Source organism: Pandoraea bronchicola (genome assembly GCF_902459805.1).
In the GTDB taxonomy this organism is placed as follows: Bacteria; Pseudomonadota; Gammaproteobacteria; order Burkholderiales; family Burkholderiaceae; genus Pandoraea; species Pandoraea bronchicola.
The window spans coordinates 207025-227866 of record NZ_CABPST010000002.1 but is presented as its reverse complement, the minus strand read 5'-3'; the positions used below and the strand labels follow the sequence as shown (position 1 = coordinate 227866).

Annotated in this window: 15 protein-coding genes; 10 read left to right on the top strand and 5 right to left on the bottom strand. The window is 63.5% G+C overall.

All coding sequences use genetic code 11. The features are described 5' to 3' along the window. Positions 1 to 18 precede the first annotated feature (18 nt). The 4 genes from PBR20603_RS05180 to PBR20603_RS05165 are packed head-to-tail and all read right to left on the bottom strand — an operon-like array spanning position 19 to position 4884. Positions 19 to 996: a Csu type fimbrial protein gene (locus tag PBR20603_RS05180; protein WP_150558490.1), complete on the bottom strand. Its 978-nt coding sequence runs from the start codon at positions 994 to 996 to the stop codon at positions 19 to 21. After that, complete coding sequence (locus PBR20603_RS05175) at positions 993 to 3596, bottom strand: fimbria/pilus outer membrane usher protein (protein ID WP_174977786.1); 2604 nt, start codon at positions 3594 to 3596, stop codon at positions 993 to 995. Before PBR20603_RS05175 ends, PBR20603_RS05180 begins: the two co-directional genes overlap by 4 nt. Continuing rightward, positions 3583 to 4341, bottom strand: coding sequence for a fimbrial biogenesis chaperone (locus tag PBR20603_RS05170; protein ID WP_150558488.1), 759 nt, complete (start codon positions 4339 to 4341; stop codon positions 3583 to 3585). The genes PBR20603_RS05175 and PBR20603_RS05170 overlap by 14 nt, the downstream gene beginning before the upstream one ends. A gap of 15 nt (positions 4342 to 4356) precedes the next feature. Continuing rightward, the gene (locus PBR20603_RS05165; protein WP_150558487.1) at positions 4357 to 4884 is read right to left on the bottom strand and encodes a Csu type fimbrial protein; all 528 of its coding nucleotides are present in this window, start codon (positions 4882 to 4884) and stop codon (positions 4357 to 4359) included. 543 nt (positions 4885 to 5427) lie between these two features. Here PBR20603_RS05165 and PBR20603_RS05160 point away from each other — a divergent pair. From PBR20603_RS05160 to PBR20603_RS05120, 9 genes are all read left to right on the top strand, one after another. Continuing rightward, the gene (locus tag PBR20603_RS05160; RefSeq protein WP_150558486.1) at positions 5428 to 6000 is read left to right on the top strand and encodes an HdeD family acid-resistance protein; all 573 of its coding nucleotides are present in this window, start codon (positions 5428 to 5430) and stop codon (positions 5998 to 6000) included. A gap of 117 nt (positions 6001 to 6117) precedes the next feature. After that, the gene (dps, locus tag PBR20603_RS05155) at positions 6118 to 6603 is read left to right on the top strand and encodes a DNA starvation/stationary phase protection protein Dps (RefSeq protein ID WP_150558485.1); all 486 of its coding nucleotides are present in this window, start codon (positions 6118 to 6120) and stop codon (positions 6601 to 6603) included. Positions 6604 to 6746: 143 nt separating this feature from the next. After that, positions 6747 to 9452 carry a bifunctional acetate--CoA ligase family protein/GNAT family N-acetyltransferase gene (locus tag PBR20603_RS05150; protein WP_150558484.1) on the top strand — a complete coding sequence of 902 codons (2706 nt, stop codon included), beginning with the start codon at positions 6747 to 6749 and terminating at the stop codon, positions 9450 to 9452. 74 nt (positions 9453 to 9526) lie between these two features. Further along, complete coding sequence (gene corA, locus PBR20603_RS05145; RefSeq protein ID WP_150558483.1) at positions 9527 to 10504, top strand: magnesium/cobalt transporter CorA; 978 nt, start codon at positions 9527 to 9529, stop codon at positions 10502 to 10504. Positions 10505 to 10732: 228 nt separating this feature from the next. Beyond that, complete coding sequence (locus PBR20603_RS05140) at positions 10733 to 12055, top strand: CaiB/BaiF CoA transferase family protein (protein WP_150558482.1); 1323 nt, start codon at positions 10733 to 10735, stop codon at positions 12053 to 12055. 259 nt (positions 12056 to 12314) lie between these two features. Further along, positions 12315 to 13166, top strand: coding sequence for a sulfite exporter TauE/SafE family protein (locus tag PBR20603_RS05135; RefSeq protein ID WP_174977785.1), 852 nt, complete (start codon positions 12315 to 12317; stop codon positions 13164 to 13166). 410 nt (positions 13167 to 13576) lie between these two features. Next, positions 13577 to 14152 (top strand): hypothetical protein, encoded by a 576-nt coding sequence (locus PBR20603_RS05130; protein WP_150558481.1) that lies wholly within the window; start codon positions 13577 to 13579, stop codon positions 14150 to 14152. Positions 14153 to 14378: 226 nt separating this feature from the next. Next, positions 14379 to 15053 carry a response regulator gene (locus PBR20603_RS05125; RefSeq protein WP_150558480.1) on the top strand — a complete coding sequence of 225 codons (675 nt, stop codon included), beginning with the start codon at positions 14379 to 14381 and terminating at the stop codon, positions 15051 to 15053. Positions 15054 to 15097: 44 nt separating this feature from the next. Continuing rightward, on the top strand, positions 15098 to 18463 hold the full coding sequence (locus PBR20603_RS05120; RefSeq protein ID WP_174977784.1) for an ATP-binding protein: 3366 nt from the start codon (positions 15098 to 15100) through the stop codon (positions 18461 to 18463). Between the two features lie 25 nt (positions 18464 to 18488). Here PBR20603_RS05120 and PBR20603_RS05115 read toward each other — a convergent pair whose 3' ends face one another. Beyond that, a complete protein-coding gene (locus PBR20603_RS05115) occupies positions 18489 to 19394 on the bottom strand; it encodes a LysR family transcriptional regulator (RefSeq protein WP_150558478.1) in 906 nt (301 codons plus the stop codon). A 113-nt stretch (positions 19395 to 19507) separates the two neighbouring features. Between PBR20603_RS05115 and hmgA the strand changes: the two genes are divergently transcribed. After that, positions 19508 to 20827, top strand: coding sequence for a homogentisate 1,2-dioxygenase (gene hmgA, locus PBR20603_RS05110; RefSeq protein WP_150558477.1), 1320 nt, complete (start codon positions 19508 to 19510; stop codon positions 20825 to 20827). Positions 20828 to 20842: the final 15 nt, after the last annotated feature.

The following is a 20842-nucleotide window of genomic DNA, read 5'->3' as shown; positions in this document are numbered from 1 at the left end:
CCCTGCGGCCCAACGCCGTCAGAACTGAATCGTCGCTGTCACCGTGTCCGTGTAGACGCCAGGGGCTGGCGTCGATTGCGACGGCACGCGCGCGTAGATCGGGATGAATTGCACGAGCCCGGTGCCTATACCGGCCAGTTGCGACGTACCCGAGGTGCCATCGCCCCAGATCGTGGCGTACCCGCTGTCCAGATAGAGCTGATAGCCGACACTGGCGCCTGTCAGGCCGCTCATGCTGCGCGACGTGACGGTGCCCAGTAACCCGCCGGACAGGCTGACGCGATACGCGTCGTTATTCGTGCATTGCACCATGAGCTGACCGGCGCCGGTGACAGGGTTGGCGAGCGCCGATTGCGTCGCGAAAGTGATGTTCGTGGCAGCGATGGTGCAGTTGTTGATGACCGTGACGTTCGCGCTGAATGGTGTGCCCGGCACCGCTGTCATGGCGCTTCCGCAGGCGGGGGCTGGTGACAACGCCGCGTAGGACGCGTATTGCAGACTCATATCTCCCGAGGCGAAGGCTCGCGTATAGACGGTGTTGCTGCTGCCGGACGTCGGTATGGTCGTCTGCGCTGCGGCAATGCGTCCGTAAATACTGACGTTCTGCGTCAGCGTGCCGCCAAGGATCGGGCGAGCCATCGTCAGGGCGATGACGTTGCTCGTGGCGCTCCCCCATGTGTTGGAGAACGCTGGGTCTGTGAAGAGTCCGAAGTTGATGGCGTTGCTTGCGTTGGTGAGCGTGAGCGGCTGACGCGCGTTCAGCGAGAGACAAAGTTGGACGTTGGGGTTGCCACCGAGTAGAGGCCATGTGCATGAGACGGGGATCGTGCCGGTCGCCGAAAGGGCGGCGCCAGAGATCGGACTGAACGCGGCGAAGGCGAGCGATGGCGTGCCAAGCGAACAGGTTTGGGCCTGCGCACCGGCACTCAGAAGTATGAGTCCGGCAGCGGCTGCGCAACGTTGCCAGAGCCGCGACGTCCACGTCGCACATGTCATGAGTGATCCTCCTGCACCGAAGGTGGGGGGGAAGAGGGCTCGGCCGGCGGGGATGGGGCGGGGCGCTCTTCGGCGAGGGTTCCGAAGACTATGCACTCCAGCGGCCCCACGCGAGCCATCTGGCCCTCGGGTGGCATGGTCCAGTCGAACGAGACCCGGCACCGCTGCCGTCCATCGCGTGATTCAAGGGTGTTGCGCGGCTCGAGCGCATCGATAAAGACTTCGCCGTCGTAGCCGACCACCGTGATGGCACCGCTTTGCACATGCCGCACCGAGGTACCCGGGCGCAACGGTTGGCCTGACGCATTCACCAGCGTGACGAGCGCCGCGCGGTAGCGCCGCACCGGAAAGCGCACGAGCACGCCGCTGCCCGCTTGAGGCGCGATGCGTCGCTCGGTCGTCACGACTTCCAGATCGGCGCTCAGATGCATGGGATCGATGTCGATGCGCGCTGCTTCGAAGCCATTCAGATCCGGCACGAGGAAGTATCCGCGCGAATCCGTGTGCCCGATGGGCACCGATTCGCGCAGTACCGGTATGTCGGGCTGACCATCGGTACTCACAAGGGCGAAAGCGTCGTAAGTGCGCCGCGTGGCATGCACGCCCTTGTCCATGACAACCAGTGCACCGGTCATGCCGAGCGATGCGGCTGTCTGGTGTCCCACCTGTTGCGCGAGGGCGGAGAACTGGCCGTGCCGTCCGAGATATTGCAACTCGCCCTGCACGGTGCGTTGCGAGAACGCGTGTCCGCCGAGGACTTGCCAACCCCAGCCGCCGCCGTAATCCGGGGGGCGGCTGGCCCCCACCCACGCTTGCGTTTGACCATCTTGCTGATTGAACGACGTGCTCCCCAGCGCGCTGCCGCCCAGCAAGACACTGAGCATCGCGAACACCCCATGGGCGCGGCGGCGGGCGAAGTCGCGAAAGCCGCCGACGGAGAGCATGCCGCGTGTGCCTGCAGGCAGTGACAGGCTGGCCGATAGCACGCGGGTTGCCGGCTGGCGCGGCACGCGCTGTGCGAACCAGGAGAGCGAAGCGGTGCTGGCGCGTGCGAACGGCACGGAAACACTCACGCGGTCGCTGGCGCGGGGCGCAGGCACATCGTCGAGCGATGCGATGTCCCGATAATGTCCTGTAGTCCGAATCACCTGTGCATCGATACTGAGGCGTCGCGACAGATATTGATAGCCGGCGCTCCACTGACTGCCCGTGCCCCGGCCGCCAGACACAGCGGCTGACGCGCTGACGACGCCCGCGCTTCCGAGCGTCATCAACGCGCCCGCACCGCCCAGGGCGAGACGCTGTCCGGCTTGCGCCTGGGCTTCGACCGTCACGCTGTCGGTCGCGCCGCAGCGCGCCGCCAGCGAGGCGACAGGGCGACGTCGATAGGAAAACGAGCGCACGCCGTAATCGTCGCGCGGCAGGCCCGCTTCCACGGAGAAGCTCGACAGGCCGCGCGCGAGCAGCCGAGGGTCGATATAGAGCGGCACCGTGGTGATCTGCTCGCGCCCGAGCGCGTCGCGCGTCACAACGCTCGCCTGCAAGTCGCCGGTGAGCCCCGGCGCCTCCTGAATCACGAATGGCCCCGGCGGCACGCGGCCGCCCATGCGCCGTACACCGTCGAGGTACAGATCGACCGACGACGGAACAACGGCGCTGCCACGCAACGCCGGAATCGGGAACGTGACCAGATCCGGGCGCAGGCTGAAATTGCGCCGCCATTGCAGACCGGCGATGCGCAGGGAGCGCGTCCAGGAGAGGGAGCCAGTGATGAGATCGCCCGCCGTCCAGCTAGTCAAACGGGCCGGATCGTCGTGTTGCCACCAGGTGTCGTAGCGACGATAGCCGCGCCGCCACGGAGAATGCTCGACGATCCCCGTCTGGCGCACCGTTCCGCCTGACCAGAAGCCTCGGACTTCGCTCCAGACAGAGGCGCGCGTGAACCGGTCACGCTGCACGTACCCGTCGTAGTTGATGAGTACCCCTGTGCCGGATGTCGCGCTCACGACGACCGGCGCCGGACTGCCGAGCCGGTACGGTGCGAGCCACGCGTCGCTCACTTGCAGTGCGAGCGTCTGACGGGCGGCGTCATACGTCGAACGCACGCCGTCGAGCGAATCGAGTGCGATTTCGGTGCCGTCGGTCGTTGGCAGGCGGTCTGAGGTCAACCCGATGGCGCGCAGATCGCCGGCGCGCACGAACCACCGCCCCTGACGACGGACGGCGGGCGCAAGTTGGCCCGTCGGCTCGCCGTTCACGATCACTTCGAGCACATAGCGCCCGTCAAGCCGGGAGACGTTGCCGGCGCGCGGGGAGGGGGCCGCGGCCGAGGCAGTGAGCGCGATGTCGTCGAATGACGTCGTGCCTGAGATGTCTGGCGTCTTGCGGCGGCCGTCGCCCGTCACGACTGCGGGAGGCGCAGCGTGCACGTCGCCCGTGGTGCCGAACGTGGTGATGCCGAGTGTCATCGTGGTGGCGACCACCGTGGCTGCGGCATCCGACGCAGCCTTCGCCCACTGCGGCAGGGCAATGGATCGGGGGCGGCGGGAGGGAGCGACGGCGGGGGCGCGGCGTACGCGGACACGGCTAGCGCTCGCCATCCGACGCCGGATCTGCGGCAAAGCGCATCGGTACCGCGTCGATGCGCGACTCCACCGTGAAGGGGGCGATGGGCGGGGCGCCGGCGGGCCAGCGTACCGGGAAGCGACGGGTTTGCCCGGCGAGGACATAGCCAAGCAAGCCGCGCGTCAGTTGGACGCTGCGGCCTGAAGCGTCCAGCACACGTGTCGCGCCGAGCTGCGCATGCCGCTCGCCATCGTTTCTTACCTCCACCTCGCCTTGCGCCATGCGCACATCGAAGTGCAACGACGGTGCCTGTGCGTCGCTCGCCTGCACGAAGACCGGCAGCGAGTACCGCAGCCGGATCGAAACGCCTTCGGCGGCGGTGGCCTGGGCGGATGGCAGTTCGTCGACCAGCAGCCGATAGCTTTGCTCGTTGCGCTCGGGCTTGCGCGCCACATGCACGAGGCGGACGATCTGTCGTTCACCGGGCTCAATGCGCACGATCGGCGGGCTGGCGATGAGTGCCTCGGTCGGCGTCAAGATGTTGTCGCCATTGCGCTGAGTCCACGCGTACAGCCGCAACTGGCCGTGAATCGGCAAATCGCCGGAGTTGCCCAGTGTGATCGTAGTGGCAGGCTGCGTGGGCAGGATATTGACGATGACCGGCGAGACTTGCAGCGTCGCACCGTTACCGTCGGTCACGCAGAGCGTGAGCAGGGCGACGAACGCGCCGCCGCAGGCGTAGGCCGTGGGTCGGCGAACGACAGGTCTCGAAGCGTTCATGATCGATTCCACGTCTCAAAAGTACACGGTTGCCGTGACGGTCGACGAATAGACGTCAGGCGCAGGCATCGTGGCCGACAGTGTGGCCTGTCCGTAGACGGTGTACGTTTTCACCACCCCCGTGCCCAAATCGCTCAGGGTATTCGTGCCCTGGGTGTTGCCCCACGGCGTGGCGTAGCCGGAGTCCTGATAGAGACCGAACGGAATCGTAGTGGTATTGCCGGTGAGCGTGCCGGCGAGCAGGCGATTGGTCTCCGTGGAGCTGGGTACCGTGCCGGCATTCAGGCCGATGTTGTAACCCGTCGATGCCGTGCAAATCACGGCAAGCGACGACGTGCTCGCGACCGGGCCGGTCGCCGACCCCTGAACCGCATTGAACGTCATCGGCGTGGCGGCAATTGTGCAACCGGGAAGGATCGTCAACTGCACTCGCATTTGCGCCGTCGCCGATCCATTGGTGTAGACGGCGGCGTTTGCAGGCGAGCTCTGGCCGAGCAGGCAGACAATTCCGGAAAAAGCCAGACACAGCAGCGATCGGTTCATCGTCATTCTCCTTTGGAGTCCTACTTGAAGTTACGTTGATGTGACGTTCGAGCTACGTAAGTGACGGCGATACTCGCGCCATTAGAAGACGCTTTTTACGTAGTTTATGAAGGCATTTGTCGGAAATGGGTGTGCGCGAAGGACTTTCAGAATTGTCCTATTGATTTGACGGGATACCGCACGTTGGGTGTCTCAGGCATACGCGCAAAGCGCATGTTTTTCGGCGACGCAGTGCGCATGGCGTTGTGGTTGAGGCGCGCAGCATCAGACGACGCATCATGCCTGTGGGGAAGTGCTACGGGGCCGGGTGGGCAAACTGCCGCGGATTCGGATGAAAACGGGGGCGAGAATCGCGGAGAGGCATGATTTCGATCAAAGCGCGCGCCAATGGCACAAGCAATCGCACATATTTCACTTGATCTCGCAACAATGCAGTCTCTAGAATGACTTCTTGACGCGCACCGGGCGCTATTCACGCCATACGTGTGATAGGACGGTCGTTGCGCGTGTTCGCTACCTGCGATATTTCACGAGAGGGATGCCATGCTCAGACTTCTGTCGAAATACTGGTGGTTGCTTGTGTTGCGCGGTGTGCTGGCCGTGATTTTCGGCGTCGCGGCGTTTGCGTTGCCCGGCGTGACGATTGCGGTGCTGGTGCTGTGTTTCGGCGCGTTTTCATTCGTCGACGGAATCTTCTCGCTCGGCGGCGCGTGGAGTGCTCGCAAGGAGCACGCTGACTGGTGGCTGCCGCTGCTGCAAGGCATTGCGGGCATTGTTATCGGCGTCCTGACCTATCTCAACCCGGCGTTGACCGCCGTTGCGTTGCTTATCTATATCGTGGCCTGGAGTTTTGTCACCGGCGTGTTGCAGGTGGCCGCCGGAATCGCGTTGCGTCGCGAGGTCAAGGGCGAACTGTGGATCATTCTCTCCGGTGCGTTCAGCATTCTGTTTGCCATCTTCATCATGTGGCAACCGGGCGCGGGTGCGCTTGCGCTCATCTGGGCCATCGGGTCGTGGGCCATCATCTGGGGCGTATTGCTCGTAATGGCCGGTTTCAAGTTGCGGGGCGTCGCGCATGGCGTGCCGCAGGCGAGTTCGGGGCATCTGCGATCGTAGTCTTGCCGGAGTGCCGAGTCTTGCACGTTTCCCTTCGTCCGCGCGGGCGGTGTGTCACGCTCGCTGCCGACGGCTTTCCCCGGCAGCCTGCGGGCTGCCAGACGTCAGGAGTGTCAAATGGCTCTGAATCACACGCGTAACACCCTCGGTGAAAAGATTCGCATCGGGTCGGTTAACCAGCTCAATCGCGGACTGTTCAACGGCATCGACGTTCAGCGTCAGGCCAAGCAGGCACACTGGAACGTGCATGGCCCGAACTTCATCGCATTGCACCTCTTGTTCGACGAGGTCTACGACGCGGCCGTCGAATGGTCCGATCTGTGTGCGGAACGTATTGTGGCGCTGGGCGGCGTGGCCGATGGCCGCGTTCAGACCGTCGCGAAAAAGACCGAGCTGCCGCCGTACAAGAGCGAGTTCAAGCGAGGCCTCGATCACGCGGCCGAGCTGGCCCAGGCGCTTGCGGCTTATGGCGAGATCATTCGAGGCCTGATCACCGAGTCGGCGGAAAACCTCGACGCCACGACATCGGATCTCTTCACGGAAATCTCGCGAAGCGTTGACGCCCATCTGTGGAAGGTCGAGGCCCACCTGCGGGGCGATTGATTGCGATGTCGCCGGGGCACCCGTCCGGGTGCCCGCTCGCCTTGCCGCCAGAACGACTGCCCGCCTAGTGACAATGAACGCGCGCGCCGGCCATGTCCGGTGCGCGCGTTTGCATGCTTTCCTCCCGATCCCCCGGAGTCGCCATGACCACCCGTAATCTGAGTCAGATGTTCCAGCCGAAATCGGTCGCCGTGATCGGCGCGTCCAATCGCGAGCGGCGCGTGGGGACGACCGTGCTGCAAAACGTCATCGACGGGGGCTTCAAGGGGGATATCTACCCGGTCAATCCGAAGTACGCGACGCTCGCGAATCGAAGGTGCTATCGCGACGTCGCGGAACTGCCGCAAGCCCCCGATCTTGCCGTGATCTGCACGCCGCCCGCGACGGTGCCCGATCTCATTCGAGACCTCGGCGAGCGTGGTACGCGCGCCGTGGTGGTGCTCACCTCGGGGCTTGCCCGCGAGCGCGATCGTCAGGGCGTGACGTTGCAGGAGCGCATGCTCAAGAATGCAAAGCCATACTTGCTGCGCATTCTCGGCCCGAATTGCATCGGACTGCTGAGTCCTGGCATTGGGCTTAACGCGAGCTTCGCGCATATGGGCGCGCGAGCGGGCAAGCTGGCGTTCGTGTCGCAATCGGGCGCGCTCACGACGGCCGTGCTCGACTGGGCCGAGGCCCGCGAAATCGGCTTCTCGCACTTCGTCTCGCTGGGCGACAGCGCGGATGTGGACTTCGGCGATATGCTCGACTATCTCGCGAGCGATCCCGGCACCGACGCCATTCTGATGTACATGGAATCGATTCGCGACGCGCGCAAATTCATGTCCGCCGCACGCTCGGCGGCGCGCAACAAGCCCGTGGTCGTCATCAAGTCGGGGCGAGTGCCGGAAGGCGCTCAGGCGGCAGCCTCTCACACGGGGGCTTTGGCGGGATCGGACGATGTCTACGACGCGGCGATCCGTCGGGCCGGCATGTTGCGGGTCGATACGACCGACGAGCTGTTCGCCGCTGTCGAGACGCTCGCGCGGCTGCGCCCGTTCTACGGCGACAAGCTGTCGATCATGACCAACGGCGGCGGTGCCGGGGTGATGGCGACCGACGCGCTGGTGCTCGCTGGCGGCAAGCTCGCCCATCTGAGCGACAAGACGCGTGAAGCCCTCGACGCTGCGCTGCCGAAGACCCTCGGCAGGGTCAACCCGGTGGACATCGGCGGGGATGCCGATCTCGCTCGCTATACGGCCACGCTTGCGGCGCTGTGCGAAGACCCCGAGACCGCAGCCGTGCTGTTCATTCAGGCCCCCACCGCCGTCATGCCGAGTCTTGACGTGGCAAATGCCCTTGCCGCGTTGCCCAAGCCGTCGAAGAACGTCTTTACCTGCTGGCTGGGCGGGGAGGCGGCCGAGCGTGCACGTCGTATCTGCCGAGAGGCCGGATTACCGACATACGACACGCCGGAGAATGCCGCGCGGGCGTTTCTCGAAGCCGTCAACTACCGCCGCAATCAGTCGCTGCTGATGGAAACGCCCCCGTCGATTCCGCCCGGCTTTGCGCCTGACGTGGCGCGTGTGCGCGCCATCGTCGACGGTGCAATGCGCGAGGGGCGGGCCTTGCTCTCGGAGCCAGAGGCGAAGGGTGTGCTGGCGGCATATGGCATTCCGGTCGTGGAGACGCTCGTCGCCGAAACGCCGGAGCAGGCGGCCGAGTTGGCACAAGGCATTGGCTTCCCGGTTGCCGTCAAACTGATTTCACCGGAAATCACGCACAAGTCGGATGTGGGCGGTGTGGTGCTCAATATCGAGACGGCCGAGCAGGCGCGCGAGGCGGCTTGCCAGATTCGCAAACGTGCGCTGGCGGCGAAGCCGGATGCGCGTGTGACGGGCTATTCGGTGCAGCGCATGGCCAATGGCGCCGAAGCGTTCGAATTGATCGTCGGCGTGGCGACGGATAGCGTGTTCGGGCCTGTGTTGTTGTTCGGTCAGGGCGGGACGGCCGTCGAGGTGATCGCCGATCGCACGATCGGCCTGCCACCACTGAACCTGAACCTCGCGCGCGACATGGTGGCGCGCGCGCGCGTATCGAAGCTGCTCGCGGGCTATCGCAACCGCCCTCCCGCCGATCACGAGGCGATCTACCTCACGCTCGTCAAACTCTCGCAGCTCGTGTGCGACGTGCCCGAGATCGCCGAACTCGACATCAACCCGTTGTTCGCCGACGCGCACGGTGTGCTCGCGCTCGACGCCCGCATCGTGGCGCGCGCGCCCGCCTTGCCGGGGCATGGACGCCTGGCGATTCGTCCCTATCCGCAGGAACTCGAGAGCACGGTCGACGCCGGCGGCAAGCCGGTGCGCGTGCGTCCGATCCGGCCCGAGGACGAGCCTGCCTACAAGGCGTTTTTCCACACGCTCACGCCGCAGGACGTGCAGTTCCGATACTTCGGACTGATCAAGGAACTGTCGCATTCGCAGATGGCGCGCGTCACGCAGATCGACTACGACCGCGCCATGACGTTCGTTGCCACGGAAAAGGACGAAGCGGGTAATACGCGCTTGCTGGGCGTGGTGCAGGCGCTGGCTGATCCCGACAACACGGTGGCCGAGTTTTCGGTAACGGTCAGCCCGGCGGCGCAGGGACGTGGCCTCGGGCGGGCGCTCATGGAGCGGATCATCGACTACAGCCGCAAGCGCGGCACCGGGGAACTCATCGGCTATGTGCTTACGGCAAATACGCGTATGCTGACACTCGCTCGTCATCTCGGATTTGTCGAAGACAAGGAAATGGAGGCGGGCATTTTTCATATCCGGCTGTCGCTGCAACCGACGGCGCAGGCGCAGGAGACACGCAGGGGGTGACGGTCGCGGCCGCCACGTCCGAAGTCCCTGGTGCTCGCGCCGGGGCAGGGTGGCCGCCTCGAACAGGAAGACGAATGCTAGTGAATTGCGTGGCCTATGAGGATGGCCGCAAGATTGCCGACCTGAACCCCGACGAAATCTCGGACTATCTCGAGCGCCCCCATTGCTTCGTCTGGGTCGCGCTCAAGGACCCCGGCCCGGGAGAGCTCTCGCTCATGCAGCATGAGTTTGGCCTGCACGACCTTGCGGTCGAAGACGCGCAGCACGGTCACCAGCGTCCAAAAATCGAGCAGTACGGCGATTCGCTCTTCGCGGTGCTGCACGTCATGAATCAGGACGCCGAAGGCGATTTCTCGATTGGTGAAGTGGCGATCTTCGTCGGACACAACTACGTGTTGTCGGTGCGCTCGAACGCCACGCAAGGGCTTGGCGCAGTGCGGGCACGCGCGGAAAAGGAACCGGTATTGTTGCGTCAGGGCTCGATCTTCGTGCTCTATGCGCTGATGGATGCCATCGTCGATAGCTACTTCCCGGTGATCAACGACCTGGAAGCCGAACTCGAAGCGATCGAAGAGCAAATCTTCACGCCAAACGAACCTGCGAAGGGGCGGGCGATCATCGAAGATCTGTATCAGCTCAAGCGCCGGCTCATCACGCTGCAACACGCATGTGTGCCGCTGATGGAGGCCGTCAGCAAGTTGTTCGGGGCGATGGCGCCCAAGCTATGCGGTGGCATGCAGGAGTACTTCCGTGACGTTTTCGACCATCTTCAGCGCATTACAAAGAACATCGATTTGCTGCGCGAAATGGTCACAACGGCGCTGTCGGTCAACCTGGGCATGATCTCGCTTTCGGAGAACGAGACGACCAAGCGCCTGGGGTCGTTTGCAGCACTCTTTGCGGTGCCCACGATGATCGCCGGGATCTACGGCATGAACTTCGCCGATATCCCCGAGCTGAAATTCCAGTACGGCTACCCGATGTGCATTGTCGTGATGATGGTCATCGACCTGGTGCTGTTCTTAAAATTCCGCAAGGCCGGCTGGCTATGACGGCGAGGGCGTTGCGCCGCCCTGAAGCTCGTACGGTTTCTATGTCAGAAGCGTGTACTGGCGCGCACTTTGGCCAGTCCTGTTGCCCAGTGGCAACGAGGGCGTCGACCCGCTATTTTCCGCAGTGACCGGCGTCGAGCAATTGCTCTAGAATGCCTCAACGCCGCGCCAGACGGTTGCCAAGGGTTGAAGAATTACAACAAATGCCAGGCAAATAGGGGTCAGATATTGAACGCACCACTCTCGGGGATCCGTGTCATCGAGTTCTGTCATGGCGCGGCGGGTGCCTACTGCGGCTTGCTTCTGGCCGACATGGGCGCGGACGTCATTCTGGTCGACGACCCAGTCGACGATATCACCAACGATAGCCAGACCGAATCGTCAGAGCCGGCGCAGCTAGGCCTGCGGCGTAACAAGCGCTCGGTTGCCCTCGATTTGCTCACGCTCGAAGGCCGAAGCCTGGCTCACAACTTAGTGCGTGGTGCGGACGTCGTCATCGAGTGTCTGCCGCCGGGCGTGCTCGCGCGCGCAGGGTTGGGTTACGACGCGCTCGCGGCCGTGCAGCCGCATCTGGTCTACGTATCGATCTCTGCGTTCGGTCAGGACGGGCCGCGCTCGGCGGCGCAACCCGGTGTGCCGGCACTTGAAGCGCTGCGAGGCATGCTGGGCGCTGCGCCGAGCGGCCTCGAACCGCCGCGCGACTTGCCGGTGGCCGATCTGGCCGCCGGACTTTACGCGGCGTTTTCCGTATCTGCCGCACTCGTCGCGGCCAAGCAGCAAGGGCGCGGTGTGCATATCGACGTGCCGATGCTTGGCACAACGCTCGCCATCGCCGCGTTGCGCGCCGGGGACGAAGGGGCGGAGGCCGCGCACCGCGCCGGTCTGGTGCCTGCCGCAGGGCTGGTAACCGATGACGCGGCAGCCAGGATTTCCGGCGCAGGCGGCCGCCTCGACGGGAGCGGACGCCACCGGCCAGGGCAGGCGGAGGTCGCGGGGCACGGCAAAGCGTCGCCGCTCGCAGGGGACGACGACGCGGCGCGCTTTGGCGGTCCGGCCGCACCGTGGCCGACGTTCCGTGCCAGAGACGGCTATTTCGGCATGGATCTGGACGGGCAGGCCCATTGGCAGGCCATCTGTGCGCTGGTGCATCGCGTCGATCTGCTTGATGACCCGCGATTCACCAACGCTCGCGAGCGGGCGCGCCATCAAGCCGCGTTGCGTGACGTGCTTGAAACGGTGTTCGTGCTCGAGGACCGCAGCGTGTGGCTCGCCCGGCTAGTCGCCGTCGGCGTGCCCTGCACGGCGATCAGCACGTATTCCCGTGTGCTTGCCGATCCGCAGGTAGCGCATATGGGGTGGGTGCGTCCGATGGTGCTTCCCAGCGGGCAGACGACGCACACGATCGTCTCCCCCGTTCGGCTTAACGGGCAAAGCCCGGTCACGCATGTCGACCCGCCAGCACCCGGGGCGCATACGGGCGATATTCTCGCGGAACTCGATGCCAGCGGCGCGCCGGCGGTTCAGGCCACAGCATCGCCCAAAAGTCGGTAACGCCTTTCATTTCCTGATATTCCTGCGCACGGCGACGCTGTTCCGGCGTCGTCGTCCTTTGTTGCGTGCCTCCGGCAACGGTTACACCCGCGTTGCTGGCGTCGTTGCGCCCGTGTCGCTCACCTGGGTTCGCCGTTGCGCCCCATAGCCCCGCCGGGTGGGGCTTCTCTGCTGTTGGCAATTTCTATATAATCCAGCGTCATAAGCATATGACTAATAGTGATTTGAATGACAAATCACGTTCTGCCGGATTCCGTTCATGCTCCCCGAACTCTCGAGTGCTTCGCCGTTGGCTGCCTTGCTGGGCGCTGCGGTCGGTCTCGTGTTGGGATTGACCGGCGCGGGCGGCGGCATATTCGCCGTTCCCGCGCTGGTTTTCGGGCTTGGGTGGGGGGTGCCGCAGGCGGGGCCAGTTGCCTTGCTCGCGGTGGGCGCAAGCGCTGCTGTCGGCAGTGCACAGGGATTGCGCGCCGGGCTCGTGCGCTATCGTGCCGCGATGCTCATGGCCGGCATCGGTGTGTGTGTGGCGCCGCTCGGCACCTGGATGGCGCAACGATTGCCGGAGCGCTGGCTCGTCGGACTCTTCGCTATCGCCATGCTGATCGTGGCGGCGCGTATGTATCGCGCTTCGCGCAGGACTGCCGGTGGCGCCGGTAAGGTGCCGGGAAACGGGGCATCGGCTAACTGTCCGCCGCTGCCGCCGTGTCGTCTGGATCCAGCGACCGGGAGACTGCACTGGACGTGGCGAGTCGCCGGCACGCTTGGCACCATCGGTGCGGTATCGGGTTTCGCGTCGGGACTGCTGGGGGTGGGCGGCGGATTCGTCATCGTCCCCGCGTTGCGGCGCTTCACCGATATCACGGTGCACGGTGTCGTGGCCACCTCGCTTTTCGTCATCGCCCTGATTTCGGCGGGGACTGTTGCCAACGCATGGTGGCACGGCATGCACCCGGGCGCTCAGGGGTGGATGTTTGTCGCTGGCGCCATTGCCGGCATGCTGCTCGGACGTGCGCTCGCACCGCGACTTGCCGCATCGAAGCTGCAGCAAATTTTCTCGATGCTGATGGCCGCTGTCGCGCTCGGCATGGTGGTAAAAGCCTTAAGCGCCTGACGTCCCGCGGCAGCGAAGTGCCATCCTGCGGCACCCGCGCGATGCTTCAGAGATTTGCCACGTCATTCGAGTGACGCTCTGTCTCCCATGAATTTACGCACCTTGCCGTGTCCCCGGCGTGGTTGACATGTGCGCGACGCGTGGAATGAATCTTTTGGTCATCTGTTTGTCCATTTGAACGTGGCATATGCGCGAGCGGTACGTGATTCGAGTTGTTCCCGCATAGAACCACCGCATCTTGCGGGTGCCGCGTGAGTTTCGTCTAGTAATCCGCCTAATTTGGTCTAGGATATTTCCTATAAGCAGACGCAAAACGGCTGGATTTTGTAGATTTATCCTATATTCCTGCTGGTCGCAAAACGACGCGTAACGTCGATGTGTCACGCGGCGAGGCGATTGGCTTTGCATCGATGACCACGACACACGTTGATTCTCTCCCGTCTCCTTTCTCCCGTTGCCCGGGCTTCAGGCAAGTCACGGGCCGGCGTGCCATTGTCACGTTGGCCAACCTGAGCGGTGCCGTTGCAATCGCCTTGCTTACGGGGTGCAGCGAATATCAGGCGTCGACGGCTGCTGTGCCCGCTGCGACGTACGAATCGGAAAGTACGGGTGCGTCGCTGTCGGAGGCTGCGCGAACGGTGACAACACCGCGCGAAGTCGAAGCCCGTATGCGACCGGTGGCGGCGGCTGTCGCGATGAGCGGCACGCCGCAAGTCGGCAGTGTCGTGAGAGGGACGTATCGATGGATGGCGGATTGGCCTGAGACCGATTCGGTGCATCTGTGGGAAGCGGCGGCCGGACCGACACGCATTCGTGTTGTCGGACGAGCGCGCGAAATGATGCCGTCGGCGGGGTTGCGCGGCGTGCGCATCCGTTACTGCGTCAAGCCGGTCATCGGCGAGGGCAACTCACGACTCACCGGGCACAAGACCTGTTCTGCGTGGACGACGGTAGATAACCCAAGGGCGGCCCAGGTCGCCGGGTAACGATTGAGGCCGGTGGATCGGCCCCGGAGCGCGTGTGATGGAGATGGCGATGCCGCCGGACTGTCATGTCCCGCAAAGGTCGCACAGTAACAAACGAGGTCACGATGTCGTGACCAACGTGTGTGTCGACTCGACGCACATTCCTCTTTTGGGAAGCCATGACGCGTAGACACGGCGAAGGATCGCGCGCGCCCACGGCTGACTTCTTTTAAAAGGATTCTGCAAAATGATGGTAAAAATTCTGATCGCGGATGATCATCCGATCATCGCTTCCACGCTGCGTGAGATGCTCTCGCCGGATCCGGGCTTTCATGTGTTGCCCCCCGTCACCAACTCGACGGAACTCTTCAAGGCATTGGAGACGAATTCGGTCGACGTGCTGATCACCGACTATTGCATGCCCGGTGGCACTTTTGGCGATGGCCTGGTGATGATCAACCGCGTGCGCCGCAAATATCCGGATGTGAAGATCATCGTGTTCACGTCGATCGAACAGCCGGCCATTATCCACGCGCTCGACAGTTGCGGCGTGCTGGGTGTCATGACCAAGTCTGACGACCTGCGCGAAATCACGGTATGCGTGGAGCGCTGCCGACGCGGCATGAGCTATCGTGGCGGGCGAGCCGAGCAGATTCTCGAAGAGCAGATGCGCCGCAAGCCGACCGCGCGCCGGCCGTTGTCTCCCAAGGAAATGGAAGTACTGCGCATGTATCTTGACGGCCTGAACGTGTCGCAGATTGCTGACGCGCTCAAGCGTTCCGCCAAGACAATCAACAATCAGAAGCGTATGGCGATGAGCAAGCTCGGCTGCCGTACCGATATGGAACTGTTCAAGCTCCACGTATCGAGCCCGGTTCAGTTTTCGCGCGACGGCGAAGTCGAAGCGCCGAATGCTGCCTGAGTTTATCTCGATACCAGACGTTGGAGTCTATGTCGGACAGAACGATGACGCGTGACATCGCGATTGCCGGCCGCCTGCTTCGTGGCGGTGGCCTGCTGGCATTGCTGTTCGGCTTGTCTGTCTGGGCTGCGGCGGTTTCCTATGGGTTGTTCGGCATGGTCTGGCAAGGCGCCCAGAAGACGGCGACCTTTTTTGCCACCGTCGGGCACGAGGTCCGAGACGTCGAAATTTTCAATGAGCAGGCCAGCACCATGGCGCGAGCCACGCTGGCGAGTTCCGTTCGCCCCGGCGGGGTCACGCAATCGCTCACCGATCGAATTCTGACGCCGTTGCTCGCGATGCCTGTCGGCTCCGCGAAGCGCGTTGCCGGCGCCGGGTGGGACGATGAGTTCCAGATCGTGAAACTGGCGGACCTGCCGCCTGAGCGTGCCGAGGTATTGGCACGCCTCACGCTTCGCCTCATGAATCTGGACGCCAACTTCTGGAGCGCACTCGGTGGACAGGACGAGACCTTCATCATCTCGGCGGACGGGGCGTTTGCGGCGCGCCGCACGGCGTTCGACATGTCGTCCGTCAGTGCTGACGATCTCGCAAAAGACGCACAGTCGATGCTCTCGGAAATCAACAAGGTGGCGCGTTACGCGGCCCATGTGCGCGCGGGCAACGAGGGTCCGTTCTGGACCTACAACTACGAAAATTCCATCACGCACGAGACGGTCGTGTCGAGCTTCGTTCCGATCCGTGACCTTGATGGGCATCTCATGCTCTATGTCGGCACCAGCATGGCGCCCGGCAAAATTATCCCGCCTCGCCTGCGAACGTTGGAGCACACGGGCGAAGCACTCCAGTTGGTGTCGCCGGACGGGTTCGTCGTCGCGAGCGCCGGTGCGCCGGCGTCACCATTGGGACCTCTGCGCAACCTCGTCACATTGCCGATGTTTGGCGATGCGCAAATGGTCTTGCGCTATGACGGTGAGCGCGTCGTTTTCGAGCGCCATCTCGCTTCCTCGCCCTGGTTCGTACGCTATGCTGTGCGGCCGGTGGACTTGCTGCAGCAAAGCGCCACGCTATTGACCGGCGCTACGTTGCTGCTGTTTCTCTATGCCGCTGCCGTCTACGCGGGGATGCGCTACATGCGTCAGCGCATTATCGAGCCCGCCCGTCAACGGACGACGGCGCTTCTCGAGCGGGACGCCTTCACGCAAACGCTGATCGAGACGGCCCCCGTCGGCATGGCGATCATCGATCCGTTCGAGCCCGCCGTGGTCATGAGCAATCCGGCATATGCCGGGACTGTCGATCTCCTGCGGCATTTGGGCGATGGCGAGTTGACGCGCATGTACCGGCAACTGCATAGCGGGGTGGTGGCGCGTCCCGTGCGGCGATTGCTGAGTGCGCTGGATGACGCCGGCGAGCGCCACTATGCGGTGAGCTTTGTCGATACGGTGTTTCGCGAACAACCGGTGCTGATCGGCACACTGTCCGACGTCACGGAGCAGCGCCGCTTTGAGCTTGAGCAACGCAAGGCACGTCTCGCTGCCGAAAGCGCCAACCGTGCAAAAGACGTCTTCCTGACAACCGTAAGCCACGAGATGCGCACGCCGCTGTATGGCACGCTGGCATCGATCGAATTATTGAGCGCGCAGAATCTTGGCGACGATCATCGCTATTACGTCGACGTGATGGAAAGCTCGACGCGCAATCTGCTCGATCTCATCAACGATCTGCTCGACTATTCGCGGATTCAGGTCGGCCGTTTCGAATTGAATTCCCGTGACTGCTCGCTGCTCAAGGAACTCGAGGCGGTCGGATTGTCCTTCACTGGGCGTGCGCGATTGCAAGGGCTTACGCTCGACTGGATGATCGATCCCCAACTCGCGCGCGCGGTGCACACCGACGCCTTGCGACTGGGGCAGGTCGTGACGAATCTCGTCGGCAACGCCATCAAGTTCACCGAGAAAGGACACGTCGCCTTCAGTGCAATGGTCACGCACACCAGCACGCAGGGCTGTGACGTGGCCTTCTCGGTGAGCGACAGCGGTGTCGGCATTGCGGCGGCCGATCTGGCCGACCTGTTCCGGCCTTTCGGCAAGAGCACCAATGAAGCTGGCATGCAGCATGGCACCGGGCTGGGGCTGGCGATTTCGCATCAGTTTGTCGGCATGCTCGGCGGCGTATTGCAGGTCGACAGTCAGGAAGGGGCGGGCACAACGATGCGCTTCACGCTCCACCTGCCGTGGGCGCCTGAAAGCGAGGCGGCATTGGCTCCCGCCACCGGAGAGACGTTCGCCTATGTCAGCGCGCTCGTTCGCCGCCATTGGTATCTCGATGCGCTGATCCGGCGGGCTGGTTACGAGCCGCTCAGGTACGACGACGCTGTGGCGTGGTCCTCCGGCAGCGGCCGCTTGCAGGATGCGGGCCTGCTCATGTTTGCCGACGAGTGGCCGGTGCGCGGTATGGCCGGAGCGGAGGTCTATTTGCTGCGTGCGAGCCCCGTCGATCGTCTCGCGGGCAGCGCGCCCGCGTGGCCGCGCGATGTGGCACTGTTCCAGCAGGCCGAGCTTTGGGATGCACTGGGTGCCGTGTCGTCGCCGGGGCATACCGAGAGCGAACTGCCCGCCTCGACGAGTGCGCGCGCGCGTGTCAGACCGCTGGCCGGTTGGTACGTGCTCGTTGCCGACGATCATCCGATCAGCGGCATGTTGCTATCGCGGCAACTGGAAGGACTGGGGGCGATGGTCGATTGCTACCACGATCCGCGCGAGGCACTGGATGCATTCGACGCGGAATCGCACATGCTGGTGATCACCGACGCCAACATGCCGCACCTCTCCGGGCACGCACTCGCGACGCAGATCAAGGCACGTGCACCCCATGTGCCCGTGGTCGTCGCGACGGCCGATGTCACGCTGCGTCACGACCGCGAGGCGAACTCGCCGTTTGATGCCGTCGTCTACAAGCCGGTCGATGCTCGTTCGTTGCTGCGCGTCATCGAACGGGTCCGGACTCGCTATCCGTCGCTTTGCGTCGAAATTGCGCCGCTGCCCGCGTCGGCACATCTGATCGAAAGTGGGCCCAAGGTGGTTCCCGAAATGGCTTCGTCGAAGGAGTGGCGTTTGCCGCTGCCGGAAATGCTCGACACCTTCGTCAAGATTGCGGATCAGGACATCGCGAATTGCCGGGCGGCGCTTGCCGATCAGTCGCGCGAAACGTTGCGCCACTCGGCACATCGTTTGCGCGGGGGGTTCATGGCGTTTGGTCTGAGTTCACTCGCATCGCTCGCGGCACAGGTGGAGCATCTGGCGCCCCAGGCATCCGCGGGACAGATGGAAGCCGCGTTCGAGGCCCTGGATGCCGCTTGGAACGACTGGCTGCGTGCTCAAGGGCAGGCGATCGCCAGCGGCGCCTGAGCGCAGCGTCAGGCGTTTTCTTTCGCTACTCGACGAAGTGTTCTGAAATCAACTGGCGCAGCCATTGATTGCCGGCGTCCTGATGATAGCGACGGTGCCAGAACACATTCGTTTGAAGCGCGGGAAGGCGAAGCGGCGGCTTGACGAACCGCAGGCCAAACGGCGCGGCGGCGCGTTCGGCAAACTTCTGCGGCACGGTGACGACCAGGTCGTTGGCGCTCACGATATACGGCACGGCGATGAAGTGGGGGACCCAGAAATTGGCGTCGGCGCCGAAGCCCGCTTGCGCGAGGAGTTGATTGACGCGCGCATACGGATTGTCGCCCGTAGCCACGAACAGATGGCGTGCCGCCTGGAACTCCGCCAGCCCTGCATGGGGCGTGTCGAGCGCGTGTCCGATGCGGAACATGCTCACGTATTGTTGACTGAACAGCCGGCGCTGAAAGAACGGTCCGGTTAGGTCGTCGAAGGCCCCTACGGCAAGATCGATGCGTCCTGCCGCCATGGCTTCCTTCAGATCGGGCAACGCGGTGCGCACCGTACTGACCCGTACACCGGGCGCGAGCCGCGTACACAGATCGACGAGCGCCGGCATGAAGTAAACCTCCCCGACATCCGTCATCGCCAACGTAAATTCCCGCTGACTGCTCGCAGGGTCGAACGCCTCGCGGTGATTGATTGCGCGGGAGATTCCGGCAAGGGCCGCAGAGACAGGCTCGGCAAGTGCCTCGGCGAATGGCGTGGGTTGCATTCCCGTGCCGGTTCGCGTGAAGAGTTCGTCTTCGAACGTCTGCCGCAGGCGAGCCAGCCCGTTGCTCACGGCAGGTTGGGACAGCCCCAACTCGCGCGCCGCCTGGGAAATGCTCCGATGCGTGAGCACCGCATGAAAGACGACCAGCAGGTTCAAATCAACGTCGCGTAAGGAAATCATGAGGCAGTCGTATTATTCGTTTCGTGAATATAGTGGATTCATCTATTTATATCGCAAAATGTGGTCGCTTGTCGGACAATCATTCCATTCGAAATCAGGAGACGAGGCCATTCATGCGCCAAGCAGACCAAATTCAGGGGGAACTGGGCTATCTGTCCGGTTTTGCCAACGAGTTCGCGACCGAGGCATTGCCCGGCGCGCTGCCTATCGGGCAGAACTCGCCGCAACGTGCGCCTTACGGCCTCTACGCGGAACAACTCTCGGGAACGGCGTTCACGGCACCGCGCGGTCATAACCGTCGCTCGTGGGTATATCGCATTCGTCCCGCCGCAATGCACAAGCCTTTCACCGCCCTGGAGCCGTCGCGCTGGCTGAGTCGTTTCGACGACGTTCCCACGCCGCCGAATCAGATGCGTTGGGACCCGCTGCCGATGCCGGATGCGCCGACAGATTTCGTCGACGGCATGGTGACGATGGCGGGCAACGGCAGCCCGGAGGCTGCCCATGGTTGCGGCATTCATCTATATGCGGCCAACAAATCGATGGACGGCCGCTTCTTCTACAACGCCGACGGCGAACTGCTGATCGTGCCGCAGGAAGGGCGTTTGCGCATCGCGACGGAGTTTGGCGTACTCGACGTCGAGCCCTATGAAATCGTCGTGCTGCCGCGTGGCGTGCGTTTTCGCGTGACGTTGCTCGATGGCAGTGCGCGCGGCTACGTGTGCGAGAACTATGGCGCGCTGTTCCGTCTGCCGGATCTGGGCCCAATCGGCTCGAACGGCCTCGCGAATCCGCGCGACTTCCTCACGCCGGTTGCCGCTTATGAGGACATCGAAGGCGACTTCGAACTGGTGGCGAAATTCGCTGGCGGGATGTGGCGCGCCGATATCGGCCACTCGCCCCTCGACATCGTTGCCTGGCATGGCAACTATGCGCCGTACAAGTACGATCTGCGCCGCTTCAACACGATCGGGTCGATCAGCTATGACCACCCGGATCCTTCGATCTTCCTGGTGTTGCAATCGCAAAGCAATGCGCCGGGTGTAGACGATATCGACTTCGTGATTTTCCCGCCGCGTTGGCTGGCGATGGAAAACTCGTTCCGTCCGCCCTGGTTCCACCGCAATATCGCCAGCGAATTCATGGGGCTCATCCATGGGGTGTACGACGCCAAGGCCGAGGGGTTCGTGCCGGGCGGCGCGAGCCTGCACAATTGCATGTCCGGTCACGGCCCCGATGCGGATACCTTCGAGAAGGCCTCGGCCGCCGATACGAGCAAGCCGCACAAGGTCGACGCGACGATGGCGTTCATGTTCGAGACGCCTGCGGTCATTCGTCCGACGCGCTTCGCGCTGGAGACCAAGCAACTGCAGGACAACTACTACACCTGCTGGCAAGGTCTGAAGAAGCATTTCAATCCGAACCAGAAATAAACGGCATCGCGCCAC